14 protein-coding genes and 1 pseudogene are annotated in these 11,902 nt (G+C 65.7%); 6 read left to right on the top strand and 9 right to left on the bottom strand.

Annotated features, from left to right (window positions below; genetic code table 11):
• The 3 genes and pseudogenes from G579_RS0111125 to G579_RS17140 all read right to left on the bottom strand — a co-directional run.
• A pseudogene (locus tag G579_RS0111125) lies at positions 1–266 on the bottom strand (ISL3 family transposase); the annotation flags it as partial.
• A 110-nt stretch (positions 267–376) separates the two neighbouring features.
• Positions 377–1,912 (bottom strand): SBBP repeat-containing protein, encoded by a 1,536-nt coding sequence (locus G579_RS17145; protein ID WP_162142998.1) that lies wholly within the window; start codon positions 1,910–1,912, stop codon positions 377–379.
• 197 nt (positions 1,913–2,109) lie between these two features.
• Complete coding sequence (locus G579_RS17140; protein ID WP_038019545.1) at positions 2,110–3,255, bottom strand: acetate/propionate family kinase; 1,146 nt, start codon at positions 3,253–3,255, stop codon at positions 2,110–2,112.
• 275 nt (positions 3,256–3,530) lie between these two features.
• Between G579_RS17140 and ccoS the strand changes: the two genes are divergently transcribed.
• From ccoS to G579_RS17135, 4 genes are read left to right on the top strand one after another with little or no spacing between them, the layout of a single operon-like run.
• Complete coding sequence (gene ccoS / locus G579_RS0111110; RefSeq protein ID WP_028990252.1) at positions 3,531–3,779, top strand: cbb3-type cytochrome oxidase assembly protein CcoS; 249 nt, start codon at positions 3,531–3,533, stop codon at positions 3,777–3,779.
• The gene (locus tag G579_RS0111105; RefSeq protein ID WP_028990251.1) at positions 3,776–5,269 is read left to right on the top strand and encodes a cbb3-type cytochrome c oxidase subunit I; all 1,494 of its coding nucleotides are present in this window, start codon (positions 3,776–3,778) and stop codon (positions 5,267–5,269) included. The genes ccoS and G579_RS0111105 overlap by 4 nt, the downstream gene beginning before the upstream one ends.
• Positions 5,266–5,898 (top strand): cbb3-type cytochrome c oxidase subunit II, encoded by a 633-nt coding sequence (locus G579_RS0111100; RefSeq protein WP_028990250.1) that lies wholly within the window; start codon positions 5,266–5,268, stop codon positions 5,896–5,898. The genes G579_RS0111105 and G579_RS0111100 overlap by 4 nt, the downstream gene beginning before the upstream one ends.
• Positions 5,899–6,546, top strand: coding sequence for a c-type cytochrome (locus G579_RS17135; protein ID WP_038019544.1), 648 nt, complete (start codon positions 5,899–5,901; stop codon positions 6,544–6,546).
• A gap of 366 nt (positions 6,547–6,912) precedes the next feature.
• Here G579_RS17135 and G579_RS0111090 read toward each other — a convergent pair whose 3' ends face one another.
• The gene (locus G579_RS0111090; protein ID WP_028990249.1) at positions 6,913–7,962 is read right to left on the bottom strand and encodes a CopD family protein; all 1,050 of its coding nucleotides are present in this window, start codon (positions 7,960–7,962) and stop codon (positions 6,913–6,915) included.
• A gap of 2 nt (positions 7,963–7,964) precedes the next feature.
• On the bottom strand, positions 7,965–8,336 hold the full coding sequence (locus G579_RS0111085) for a copper resistance CopC family protein (RefSeq protein WP_028990248.1): 372 nt from the start codon (positions 8,334–8,336) through the stop codon (positions 7,965–7,967).
• Between the two features lie 134 nt (positions 8,337–8,470).
• Here G579_RS0111085 and G579_RS0111080 point away from each other — a divergent pair, with 134 nt between their 5' ends.
• Positions 8,471–8,743, top strand: a complete 273-nt coding sequence (locus G579_RS0111080) for a thioredoxin domain-containing protein (RefSeq protein WP_028990247.1) — start codon at positions 8,471–8,473, stop codon at positions 8,741–8,743.
• Between the two features lie 27 nt (positions 8,744–8,770).
• Complete coding sequence (locus G579_RS17130; protein WP_051181444.1) at positions 8,771–9,361, top strand: DUF1003 domain-containing protein; 591 nt, start codon at positions 8,771–8,773, stop codon at positions 9,359–9,361.
• Between the two features lie 169 nt (positions 9,362–9,530).
• On the opposite strand, the gene G579_RS18700 is transcribed toward G579_RS17130, so the two are convergent.
• From G579_RS18700 to G579_RS0111070, 4 genes are read right to left on the bottom strand one after another with little or no spacing between them, the layout of a single operon-like run.
• Positions 9,531–10,196, bottom strand: a complete 666-nt coding sequence (locus tag G579_RS18700) for a DUF799 domain-containing protein (RefSeq protein WP_081662743.1) — start codon at positions 10,194–10,196, stop codon at positions 9,531–9,533.
• The gene (locus G579_RS18695; protein ID WP_081662742.1) at positions 10,193–10,591 is read right to left on the bottom strand and encodes a DUF4810 domain-containing protein; all 399 of its coding nucleotides are present in this window, start codon (positions 10,589–10,591) and stop codon (positions 10,193–10,195) included. The genes G579_RS18700 and G579_RS18695 overlap by 4 nt, the downstream gene beginning before the upstream one ends.
• The gene (locus tag G579_RS19070) at positions 10,588–10,908 is read right to left on the bottom strand and encodes a hypothetical protein (protein WP_051181442.1); all 321 of its coding nucleotides are present in this window, start codon (positions 10,906–10,908) and stop codon (positions 10,588–10,590) included. Before G579_RS19070 ends, G579_RS18695 begins: the two co-directional genes overlap by 4 nt.
• Positions 10,905–11,879 (bottom strand): CsgG/HfaB family protein, encoded by a 975-nt coding sequence (locus G579_RS0111070; protein ID WP_028990246.1) that lies wholly within the window; start codon positions 11,877–11,879, stop codon positions 10,905–10,907. The genes G579_RS19070 and G579_RS0111070 overlap by 4 nt, the downstream gene beginning before the upstream one ends.
• Positions 11,880–11,902 lie beyond the last annotated feature (23 nt).

Raw genomic sequence — 11,902 nt, 5'->3', positions numbered from 1 at the left:
TGGCGGACGCTGCCATCGGGCAGCTTTACCCGGGGGACACGCACTTCCAGGAAGCACTCGTGCTGGAAGAAGTTCAGGTGCCGGTAACGCTTGGCGACGGTGTCGTGAACCGGATGCTGGCCCTCCACGCCAGCCAGCGCGAAGCGGCTGCCGGCGATGAAGTCCACCCGGATGGTGAGCGTCTTGGCCGCCAAATCGAAGTCCGCGCCCGTCACCTGCCACGGCGGAGAGACCCCCAAGGCAGCCTCAAACAGCTTGTCAGTCATACCCGATCCCGTACCTGCTCAGGTCCAGCTTACCCACTCGAAATTGAAAAGAGGCAAAATGGGGGGCATTGCGCCCCCCGCGGCTGGCTGAGCAGCCTGTGACCGCCGGCTTAGACGGGATTGCCGCTGCCGTCGTACCTGAGCAGGAAGACCCCGTCGCCCACGGCGGTGCTGCCGGCCAGGTTCTGCGGCTCGCTGCTGTAGCCGGTGATGACGGTGTTGCCGTTGCCGTCCACCGCCACGGCGTTGGTCAGATCGCTGCCGGCCGTGCCTTTCTGCTGCACCCACTGGCGAGCGCCGCTGAGATCGTACTTGACCAGGAATGCATCATAAGGATTGCTCTGCATGGCGGCGCCGGGATCAGCCAGGTTGCCGTTGGTATAGCCGGTCACGTAGACGCCGCTGGCGTCCACGGCGACGCCGGTGGCGAACTCGCTGCCCTTCGAGCCGAACTCCTGTTTCCACTGCATGAGCCCATCGCCGATGCGGAAACTGACGGCGAAGAGATCATAGGTAATGCCTACATCGCCCGCGGCGTTGGTGCCGGCCAGGTTGCAGTTGGTGTGGCCGGTCACGTAGACTTTGCCGCTGAACACCGCGATGCCGCTGAGGATGTCGTCCTCCGGCGTGCCCATCTGCTGGGTCCAGGTCTGATTGCCGCTGGCGTCGAACTTGGCCACGAAGAAGTCGGTGGCGCCCATGTAGGTGGTGGCAGCGGGTACGCCAGGCATGATGCCGCCGGTGGTGCCGCCCACATAGATGCCGGTACCGTCCGCCGTCACGCTGGTGGCCTTGTCGTTCGCGGCGGTGCCCAACTGCCGGGTCCAGATGAGCGCGCCATTGCTCGCATCAAAGCGGGCGAGCAGGGCATCGCGCTGACCAGCGCTGATGGCGCCGGCCAGCGTGCCGCTGGTATGGCCGGCTACGTAGACACCGCCGTTGCCGTCCACCGCCACGCCAGTGGCGGCGTCATCCTCGGTGGTGCCGAGCTGCTGGGCCCAGAGCCGGTTGCCGCCGGCGTCGAACTTGATTATGAAGAGATCGCTCTTGCCGACATTGGCACCGATGTTGTCGCCCAGCTTGCCCTGGGTGGCGCCGGCCACGTAGACGCCGCCGCTGGCATCCACGGTCACGCCGGCGGCCGACTCGTCGGCGCTGGTGCCGATCAGGCGCCGCCAGGCCACGTTGCCGCTGCCGTCATACTTGATCAGGAAGATGTCCCGGGCACCTTGGTTGACCAACGTGCTGACGCCCAGGTTGCCGTTGGTGTCGCCGACCACGTAGATGCTGCCGTCGGCGGCGCGGGCGACGGCATTGCCGGCGGCGGCCGGCGTGCTGAAGGTCCAGTTGTAGTTGGACGCCAGTGCGTTGCCCGCTGCGTCCTTGACGCCGGTGGTGATGGTGACCGTGTAGGTGGTGCCGGCAGCGGCCAGGGGGCTGCTGGGCGTGAAAGTGGCGGTTCGGCCCACATAGGTGACTTGGCCAGCCACCGGCGCACCGTTGGCGCTCACCAGGAAGGTGGTCCCGTCGATGCCGGTTACCGGCTCGCTGAAGGTGACGGTAATGGCGCCGTTGACGGCCACGCCGACGGCGTTGTTCGCGGGCGTGGTGGAGACGACGAAGGGTGCCGTGGTGTCCGGCGCCACGCCGGACGTCGGGCTGGCGCTGTCGCCGCTCCCGCCGCCGCCACAGCCTGCCAGACCCAAAGCCAAAACGAACGGAAGCGCCCGAAGGGCGTGCGAGCCGCGCTCCATACATCCTCCCTATCTGTGCTGTTGTAATGACCGCGACTCAAGGATAGGAAAAAGTTCCGATTTGCTGCATAGCACTTAAGCGGGAAGACTTAAGTCGCAACGGCCGGCGGGGCAGGCAGGGCGGCTACCGCCCGGGTGATGGCGCGGTTTTCGTTGACGGCGATGCGGTGCACGTCCACCGGGCCGGTGGCGAGCCGCGCCTCATTGGCGGCGTTGGCCGCCGGGTCGAGGCGCACGCCAAGGAAGTCCAGCGGCGCGCAGATGGCGGCGCGCACGGCGGGCGCGTTTTCGCCGATGCCGCCGGAGAAGACGAGCTGATCCAGGCCGCCCAGGGCGGCGGCGTAGGCGCCGATGGCCTTGCGCACCCGGTAGCAGAAGAGCTCCACGGCAAAGCGCGCCGCCGGCGTGTCGGCGGCCAGCAGGTGGGCCATGTCGCGGTCGCCGGCCAGGCCAAGCAGGCCGCTGGCCTCGTTGAGGCCGCGATCGAGTTCCGCGGGGCTGACGCCGCGCTCGCGCAGCAGGTACAGGAGCGCGCCGGGGTCGACGTCGCCGGAGCGGGTGGCCATCACCAGCCCCTCCAGGGGCGTCATGCCCATGCTGGTGTCCACGCTCGCGCCGTCGCGCACCGCCGTCACCGAGGCGCCGCTGCCCAGGTGGCAGATGACCAGCCGTGACGCCCGAGCCGCGCCCAGCTGGTGTAGCACGTCCTCGCAGGCGATGCCGTGGAAGCCGTAGCGGCGCACGCCCCAGTCGCGCCACGTTTGGGGCAGGGCGTACTCGCGCGCGACCGGCGGCAGGGTGGCGTGGAACTCGGTATCGAAGACGGCGGCCTGGGGAATGGCGGGCCAGGCCTGCCGGCTGGCGTCGATGAGCTGCAGGTTGAGGGGCTGGTGCAGGGGGCTCAAGGGCACGAGGCGGCGCAGTTCGGCGCAGACGCGGTCGTCCAGCCAGGTGGACCGCACGTAGTCGGGGCCGCCGTGCACCACCCGGTGGCCCACGCGCTGGAAGGCAGGCTGCCCGCCCAGCTCGCGCAGCAGCGCCTGAAAGGCGTCGGCATGGCTGGACAGCATTTGCACCTGCCGGCGGGCGGGCGCGCTGCCGCTTTGGCTGACGATGGCGCCGTGGGCGCTGCCGATGCGCTGGGCGTGCCAGCGCAGCAGCGCCTGCGCCGAGGACGAGTCCCAGAGCTCCGCTTTCAGGGAGGAGGAGCCGGCGTTGATCACCAGGATGTGCATCGGCGGGTCTCGCGCAAGGCCGGTCGGGGCGGTGTCATCCATTTAAGCCCGCGGGCGGCGGGGAGGCAAGCGCAGGCTTAAAACCTTGGTCTGATTTCCGCGGCCTGCCACAGTCTTTATCTTTGCTCAATTCCCGCCAGCACCGCCGGGTCCGCTTTTCAGGCTTTCCTGCTCCAGCGAGGAGAGAAACGCATGAAAGATCTCGGTTTCCCCAGTCCTTCCGCTTCCCGTTGCGCGTCATCCTCCGGCCATCGTTTCTTCCTGCGGAGGCGCCCGTGTTCTACGCGTCCCTGACCGTCATCCTGCTGGTGCTGGGGCTCGGCCTGCTCGGCTTCGCCCTGCTGGCCTGGGCCTTCAAGGCGGGGCAGTTCGACGAGATGGATGCCCAGGCCATGCTGCCCTTCGACAGTGCCGACCTGCGCTACGAGCGCCCGTGGGAGAACGCCGCGCAGCGGGCCGAGCGCGCCGCCGCCTACGGCGAGCTGATTCCGCCGAAAAAGGGCGAATGGGGAGAAGCGCGATGAGCGACAGCGCAGCGGCCCGGCTCAGCAAGGAAGACCAGCAGATCCGGGAGAACGTCGAGGAAGTGGCCCGCTACGACGCCTCCGGGCGCCGGCCGGTGCTGCTCAGCTTCTACATCGGCCTCGCCTGGCTGCTGGTGGGCACCTTCTTCGGCGACGTGGCCAGCTTCAAGTTCAACTTCCCCGACTGGTGGTCGCACTGGGACTGGCTGACCTTCGGGCGCGTGCGTCCGGCCCACCTGAACGCCATGATCTATGGCTGGGCCTCCACCAGCATGTTCGGGGTGTCCCTGTGGATGATGCCGCGCCTGCTGCGTACGCCGCTGCGCTGGGCCAATCTCGCCAGTGCCGGCATCCTGGTGTGGACCGTGGGCGTAGTCGTGGGCGTCGTGCTGATGCTGGCCGGCGTGACCGATGGTCTCGAGTGGCTGGAGATGGACCGCTACCTCGCCGATCCGTTGCTGGTGCTCGGCGCCGGACTGGTGGGCGCGAGCATCTGGCGCACGCTGATGGACCGCCAGGTGAAGCATCTCTACGTATCGGTCTGGTACGTGGCCGCCTCTTATCTGTGGTTTCCCGTCATCTTCACCGTGGGCAACCTGCCCTTCTACCGCGGCGTGGAGTCGGCGGCGGTGAACTGGTTCTATGCCCACAACGCCCTCGGGCTGTGGCTGACCACCGTCAACCTGGGGGTGATCTATTACCTGATTCCCAAGATCGTGGGGCGGCCCATCTATTCCTACTGGCTGTCGCTGGTGGGCTTCTGGGCGCTGGCTTTCTTCTATGCCCTGAACGGCATGCACCATCTGGTCGGCGGGCCCTTGCCGCAGTGGATGATCACCACTTCCATCACCGCCAGCATCATGATGTTCATCCCGGTGCTGGCGGTGGGCGTGAACCAGCACATGACGGTGGTGGGGCGCTTCGGCGCCATGCGCTACTCGCCCACGCTCACCTTCATCGTGCTGGCCGCCATGTCCTACACGGCGGTGTCGCTGCAGGGCATCATGACGGCGCTGGTGGAGGTCAACCGCGTCAGCCACTTCACCCAGTGGACCATCGCCCATTCGCACGTGGGTGTCTACATGTTCGTCACCTTCGCCCTCTTCGGCGCGCTCTACTATATCCTGCCGCGCCTCATCGGCCGCGAATGGCCCAGCGCCCAGCTCATCCGCCTGCACTTCTGGCTGGTGGCGGTGGGCATGGTGGTCTACGTGGTCGGTCTGAGCATCGGCGGGGTGATCCAGGGCCTGGACATGCTCGATCCGGCCAAGTCCTTCCAGACTTCCGTGGAGGCGACCATTCCCTGGCTGTGGGTGCGCAGCGCGTCGGCGGTGGTGCTGACGCTGGGGCACCTGGTGTTTTTGTATCACACCTATCTGATGGTGATGCGGCGCGGTCCCGAGCTGGAGGCGCCGCCCTTCTACGCCGTCAAGCCCATCCTCATCGACGAGCCGGCGCCCGCCGCGCTGCGTGAAGGCGGACGGCCGTGAGTCGGGTGCTCATGCTGCTGATCGGCGCCTTGGCCGCGGTGACCTTCGCGGCGGTGGTGCTGGTGGCCGTCCCCAAGGCGCTGCTGGCCGAGGTCAAGCCGCCGCCGCAGCTCAAGCCCTACACGGCGGAGCAGGCACGCGGGCGCGCCGTTTACATGGCCAACGGCTGCATCTACTGCCATACGCAGCAGATCCGTGACCCGGCCATCACCACCGACGCCCAGCGCGGCTGGGGGCGGCCCTCGGTGCCGGCGGATTACTACTATGACCAGCCGCATCTGCTCGGCACCATGCGCACCGGGCCGGATCTCTTCAACGTCGGCGCGCGCCTGCCCGACCCGCAGTGGCAATTGCTGCACCTGTACCAGCCGCGCGCCTTGGTGCCCTGGTCCATCATGCCGGCCTTCCCCTTCCTCTTCGAGCTGAAGGCCCAGGCGGCGCCCGGAGATACGGTGGTCAAGGTGCCGGCGCCCTACGCGCCGCCCGGCCAAGTGGTGGTCGCCAAGCCCGAGGCCCTGGCCCTGGTAGCCTACCTGCTATCGCTGAACCACACCTATCCGTCGCCGGAATCGGCCCGACCCGAGGGCACCAGCCCGCCCAAGGGCCAGGTGGCCCAGGGAGGGTCCTGAATGGATCGGCAGAGCGCCGGCGGGCATGACCCGCGCCAGCACGAGAAGAGCACGCTGCGCATCCACGGCGCCCTGTTGCGCGAGGCGGAGGAACCCAATGAAGCCGCGCACACCGGTCCCTGGTGGCTGTGGGCGGCGGTGGTGCTCACCGTCTTCGTCGGCGGCTTTTACCTGGGCAAGCACGTGGGGCCCTTCGGCACCGCCCCCTACACCGGCTATCTGCCCGTGGGCGTCGGGCCGGGCCAGACGGCGCCCGCGGCGAAGACCGTTTCGGGCGCGGCGGTCTTCACGTCCCATTGCGCCACCTGCCACCAGGCCAACGGCATGGGCGTGCCCGGCACCTTTCCGCCGCTGGCGGGTTCCGACATCGTGCAGGGCGATCCGGAGACCGTGGTGCGCATCATCCTGGACGGCCTGCAGGGGCCAGTCACGGTCAAGGGCGGCAGCTACAACGGCCACATGCCGGCCTGGAAGAACCAGTTGAGCGACGCAGAGATCGCCGCCGTCGCCACCCACATCCGCAGCATGGGCGGCAACCGGGCCGGGCCCGTCGACCCGCAGCTGGTGGCGAAGATCCGCCAGGCCGACAGCGCCCGCACCCAGCCCTGGACCATGCCGGAGCTGCAAGCCCAGCGGAGCGGCGCATGAGCCCGAGCAGATCGGCACCCAGGCATACCTTCACCGTGTCGGCCTTCTTCGAAACGGAAGCCGCCGTGACCCGGGCGGTCACGCAGTTGGTGAACCAGGGCATTCCGCGCGACCTCATCGACGTGGCCCTGGCCGCGCGCGCCCGCGAGCGCTTCTTCGACGGCCAGGGGCAACCGTACCGGGACAGCATCTTTTCCTTCGCCGGCCGCGGCGCGCTGGCCGGCCTGGTGCTCGCCGCCGCCTTCACCATCGGCCTGACCCTCATGCCCGGCTTCGAATCCCCCGGCCTGCTGGCCTACGTCCAGTTGCTCGGGCCCAACATCGGCGTCATGATGGGCGGCGCCTTGGGTGGCCTCTATGGCCTGCTCAGGCGCTCGCACCCCAAGCCGGAGCATTACCGGGCCCTGGAGCGCGACATCCCGCTGCTGCTCGTCCATCTGCGTCCGCCGCCCGAGGCGGAGCGCATAGCCGCGCAACTGCATCAGTGGGGTGGAATCGAGCCGCGGATGACGCCGGATACGATGGCGGCGGTGGGAGCTGAGTGAGCAGGGCGGCGGCCAGCAGCAGGAGCGCGGCGAAGAAGATCTCGGCGCTGAGGCGGTCATCGAAGGTCCGCCACTGCGCGGCCGCCGGCTCATGGACGGCGCGCAGCCAGCGGCGCAGGCCGTAGGCGCTCAGCAGCACGCCGAGCAGCGCCAGCAGCTTGCCGGCCAGCACCCAGCCGTAGGCACTGTGGGCGAGAGCATCCAGGCCCACCTCCTGCAGCGCCAAGCGCCCGATCCCGCTGCCGACCGCCACCAGCATGGCGGGCGCGGCGAAGCGCGAGAAGGCGCGCAGGGCCGGCGGCAGCACCCGCTCGCCGGTGCCGAAGCGCCCCAGCACCAGGACCATGAAGCCGCCCAGCCAGGCCGTGACCGCCGTCAAATGCAGCAGGTCCACGGCAAAGAGCGTCGATCCCGCGCCCCATTCCCCGGCATGGCCCATCAGGGCCAGCGCGCCCAGGGCGCCGAGCCCCAAGAGCCAGGTTCCCCACGCCTGCGCGCGCGGCCAAGCCCGGCTCAGCCGCCCGTAGCCGGTCAGCAGCAGCAAGGCGCCCACATAGGCCAGCCAGGCATGCCCGTAGGCGGTGTCGCGCAGGACGGTGGCGTAGTCGCCCGGGCCGATCCGGGTTTCCGCCAGCTCCAGCAGCCCCGAATCGTCGGGCACGAAGGCGGTGAAGGCCATGAGCGTGGTGGCGTGCAGCGCCAGCGCCGCGCCGCCGCAGGCCGCCGCCAGGCCGCCGAGCCGCAGGGCGCGCGCGTGGGCGGCGACGGCGCCGGTCAGCAGCCGCCAAGTGGCCGGCCCGGTCATGGCGGCCGTGCCGGCGTAGGCCAGCGCCCGGGCCAGCATGCCGTCCAGCAGGTGCGGGTCGGCCATGCTCAGCGCACGGTGAAGGGGATGCGCCCCTCCTGGCGGTGGCCGTCCAGGGAGACCACGCTCCAGCGCAGCACATAGCGGCCGGGCTTCAGCTCGGGCAACGGCCCGCTCACCGCCACCGGATGACGGACGGCGGGCTGGTCCGCCGCCAGCGGCCACTGCCGGCTATCCTGCCCGGCAATGAGAAGATAGCGGCTGAAGGCCCCTTCGATGGGCTGGGCAAAGTACAGGGCGAAGCGCCGGGGCGGCGCGGCCAGGGCCGCCTGCGCGGCCGGCTCGGAGCGCACCAGGTGGGTGTGGGCCAGGGCCGGCGGCGCCAGCCCCGGGTTCAGCAGCAGTCCGACACCCAGCACAGTCCAGAGACGCGATGCCATGGCGAGCCCCCTCTTGGCGGATTTGCCTTACTATAGCACCTCTCCTGCCGGGCAGGAGGGCCGCAAGGCCGAGTGCCTGAACCTGGCCCGGGCCCGGCAATCCAATGGGTATCCGCGTGCGTAAAGGAGACCCCATGGCAGCCCGCGTGCGTGCTCCCGATTTCGGCCCCGAACTGCCCTGGCCGAACTTCAGCCGGCCGCTGAGCCTGCGCGGCAAGGTGGCCTGCATGCACGTGGTTCCCGACCTGCACAGGCCGGAGGCCAAGTACGGCGACCGGCAGGCCGTCCCCGCCGAACCGGGCGTCGCCGCCTGGCAGGAACTCGTGCTGGTCGCCGACCCCAACCACGGCCGGCTGCTGCGCTTCGACCGGCACAGCGGCACCGTCAGCGAATTCACGCTGCGCTGAAGCACGATGGCCGATACAGGAGCAGGGATGGACGACAAGACGCCAGCATCCGCCCAATCGGAGCTCGCCGACGTGGTCGAGCGCAACATCAGCACGCTCCTCGCTCGCCGCCGGGCGGAGGAACGGCGCAAGGGCATGCAGGAGCGCATCGCCGACGCCATCACCCGCTTCACCGGCAGCATGCGCTTCGTCTATATTCACCTCGTCGTCTACGGCTTGTGGATTGCCATCAATCTGGGCTGGCTGCCCTTCATCCCGAAGTTCGACGCCTCCTTCGTCAAGCTGGCCATGGTCGCCTCGGTGGAGGCAATCTTCCTGTCCACCTTCGTGCTGATCAGCCAGAACCGCATGGCCGCCCTGGCCGACAAGCGCGCCGACCTCGACCTGCAGATCAGCCTGCTGGCCGAACATGAAATCACCCGGCTGATCCAGCTCGTCACCGCCATGGCCGAACGCATGGGCGTGGAGGAATCGAAAAACCCGGAGCTGGACGAGCTGGCCCAGGACGTGGCGCCGGAAGCGGTGCTGGACAAGATGGACGAGACGCGGCAGCGCTTCGAGAGTGCGGAATGGTCAAAAGGAAAGCGCCGGAGGCGGGAGGAGAGCTCGCAGGACTAACGATCATAATCCGCCTGTGCATGGCTCGCGAGTCGCCGTTGAATTTCTCTGGGTATGGGTGGTGTGAAGCGGCGCGGTAAGCTATACCGCCTTTTGGTTGTTCGTCAAGGCATAAGAACCCGGTCGCTTTGGCGGCCGGGTTCCATGAGAGGGTCGGTAAGCAACTGGGTTAAAATAGATTCATATCCTTCTTGTACACTGCCGAGTGAGGCCCTGCAGGGAGCCCGCGGTGTGGTCTGGCAACAGCAAGGGCGTTGGCTTGCTGGGCAAGAGGAATGTAATTGGGGGCAGCCTTCGTTATTGCAGCAGATACTGCAGCGGCGATGAGATCACCCAAAGGATTGCCAGTTGAGTTGTTCTGTGGCTGGTAAACCATCGTTTCGGACGAGTGCCATATCTCTTCTCCAGTCTTGGCACTCTTGAGACTGTAATTGAACTTCACCGTAACCGTGGTGGAGAGAAGAACGTATTTGGCGTCCCATCTATCGATAGTGATGTACAGGACGGAATCTGCGCCGAATAGTTCAGCCACCCGTTTCGGATCTGCTTCATGCACCAAGTCGGCGTCCGAGAGACCATCGTCTTCTAGCAGGTGTTTGGTCAAGTTGACCGGGAAAACATAGTAGCCGCGCTCAGCCACGGGGCGAGTGATAGTCGAGAGGAAGTAATCCGGAGCATTGATATCGACGCTTCGGTTTACAACGGGAACGACAAGAATGGACCTGGGATCGGCTTGGCGGAACTGGGTGTAGTCATTGGAAGGCGGGGTAGTCGCACATCCAGTGGTGAGGAGCACGAGCCCAAAGGCAATAATAAGTTTGGCGCTTGTAGTCATCGTGAAGCCACCCCGGCTTGTTTGTCCTCGGCTTTGGTAAGAGTGCTGCTTGAGGCGGTTTGTGCGTTTTTGATCATCTTGTCCATCAGTATGCTGGACTCCGGCCATGCTGCCTTTTCCTTTTCAAAATACGCTACCGCTTCAGCCTTCTTTCCGGAGGTGTAAAGCAGATAGCCGTACTCGGCGTAAATGCCTGGGGGTACATTCCCCTTCTGCTCTCCAGATTCGATCGCTTGCGCTAGCTTCTCGGCAAGATCTTCTGAACTCGCAGGATTTTTATAATATTGATAAAGCCCTTTCTCATAACCGCCCCAGGAGTACTTTTGCGGGTTGGTCGCGCACCCGGTCATGGCTAAGAGCAGGCCGATGGCTACGGGGATTTGCTTTGCTTTCATTGGTTATCGTTTACCCCTGTCATGGTGAAGGTTTTTAATTCTCCGGTCCCGAGGAAAGCTTTTTCTGATAGCAGCACTTTGTTGTGGTTTACTATTTCCACTTTGTGGATCCCCGGTTCTATGAGGAGTACTTTGGATTTGCCATCGAAATGAGCCACCCTTCCCATGGAGAGGCCGTCAATGTACAAGACAGCATCCTCGGGAGCACCTTGTACAGCAATGCTTGCCCGATTGTCGGTGGTCTTGACTTCGCTCGTAGGGTAAGCGCAACCACCGAGCAGTACGATAGTCAGGGTAAACAGGGCGAGGTTCCTCATGACTTACCCTTCTTTTCGGACACGAAAAGCTCGTTGAGCGGATAGTTTGTGAGTGTGCCTGCCACGAGTTCGCAGATGGCTCCTTCGTTCGTTTCCGATTCGCCGAACAGGCTGACGACCCGGATGCTGCCTACTTCCGTAGCAGGCAAGGTGATCTCGAACCCGGATTGCTTACTCTTTACCTTCTTGCCTTCCTGCATGATGGCCAGCGTATCGCCAACCTTCAGTCCTTGGTGTTGACCGCCGCTGATGAACACCTGATTCCCGTTAATCTGCAGAATGTCGGTCCGCCATGGCCGTTCTTCCATCTTGGTGATCAATCCGGTCAAAACGTCCGAAATGGCTGCCGCAATCGCCCGGTCGTTGAGCGTGGCGTCGTAATCTGCGCGGCTACCGAAGCCGGCCACTTCTCCCGATTCGGTGCTGGCTTCTCCGGAACCGGTGGTAGAGAAGAAGACGTGGCCGGTTTTGACATCGACCAGCCTGACTTCAACCTTTGCTTTGGCTGTCTGTCTCTTGGTGGAACTTAGGAAGCCGGCTTTGCCAGTGGTGGATCTTCCAAACTCAGTTACCGACCCCACGATCAGGGTGTCCACACCGATCAGATCCGCCTTGCTCGAGACCGCTTGTTCCCGCTTGATCTTTTCGATGTCTGGGCGCTCGAAAACCAGGAAGTTGCCTGACGCAACCAGTCGGTTAGCAAGCATATCCGATGCTTGCTTCCCCAATGGATCCAGGTCTGAGTCCCGCAGGAGGGATCTGCCGTAACGGGTCTCATTGCTGAACCTGGCTATGGCAACCTTGCGCTTGAGGGTCTTGGTAGGAGGCACGCTGAGGTTTTTCTGCGCCTCTTCTTGCGCCATGCGCGATACGGGTGCATCAACTTTGGTGGGTGAAGCAGGGACGGTGGCGCAGCCTGCGAGCAATGAAACAGCGCAAGCCATGGATAATGGGCGAATACCAGATTTCATTGGACACCTTATTGTTTTTGTAT

It is taken from the genome of Thermithiobacillus tepidarius DSM 3134 (assembly GCF_000423825.1).
GTDB classification, from domain to species: domain Bacteria; phylum Pseudomonadota; class Gammaproteobacteria; order Acidithiobacillales; family Thermithiobacillaceae; genus Thermithiobacillus; species Thermithiobacillus tepidarius.
The sequence above is the reverse complement of the archived record's forward strand: the minus strand, read 5'-3'. Positions and strand labels throughout refer to the sequence as shown.

What these genes read in the sequence shown, in the direction of transcription:
- G579_RS17140 (WP_038019545.1), bottom strand. Translation starts at nt 3,255, where the DNA reads ATGCACATCCTGGTGATCAACGCCGGCTCCTCCTCCCTGAAAGCGGAG.
- G579_RS0111105 (WP_028990251.1), top strand. Translation starts at nt 3,776, where the DNA reads ATGAGCGACAGCGCAGCGGCCCGGCTCAGCAAGGAAGACCAGCAGATC.
- G579_RS17135 (WP_038019544.1), top strand. Translation starts at nt 5,899, where the DNA reads ATGGATCGGCAGAGCGCCGGCGGGCATGACCCGCGCCAGCACGAGAAG.
- G579_RS0111090 (WP_028990249.1), bottom strand. Translation starts at nt 7,962, where the DNA reads ATGGCCGACCCGCACCTGCTGGACGGCATGCTGGCCCGGGCGCTGGCC.
- G579_RS0111085 (WP_028990248.1), bottom strand. Translation starts at nt 8,336, where the DNA reads ATGGCATCGCGTCTCTGGACTGTGCTGGGTGTCGGACTGCTGCTGAAC.
- G579_RS0111080 (WP_028990247.1), top strand. Translation starts at nt 8,471, where the DNA reads ATGGCAGCCCGCGTGCGTGCTCCCGATTTCGGCCCCGAACTGCCCTGG.
- G579_RS17130 (WP_051181444.1), top strand. Translation starts at nt 8,771, where the DNA reads ATGGACGACAAGACGCCAGCATCCGCCCAATCGGAGCTCGCCGACGTG.
- G579_RS18700 (WP_081662743.1), bottom strand. Translation starts at nt 10,196, where the DNA reads ATGACTACAAGCGCCAAACTTATTATTGCCTTTGGGCTCGTGCTCCTC.
- G579_RS18695 (WP_081662742.1), bottom strand. Translation starts at nt 10,591, where the DNA reads ATGAAAGCAAAGCAAATCCCCGTAGCCATCGGCCTGCTCTTAGCCATG.
- G579_RS19070 (WP_051181442.1), bottom strand. Translation starts at nt 10,908, where the DNA reads ATGAGGAACCTCGCCCTGTTTACCCTGACTATCGTACTGCTCGGTGGT.
- G579_RS0111070 (WP_028990246.1), bottom strand. Translation starts at nt 11,879, where the DNA reads ATGAAATCTGGTATTCGCCCATTATCCATGGCTTGCGCTGTTTCATTG.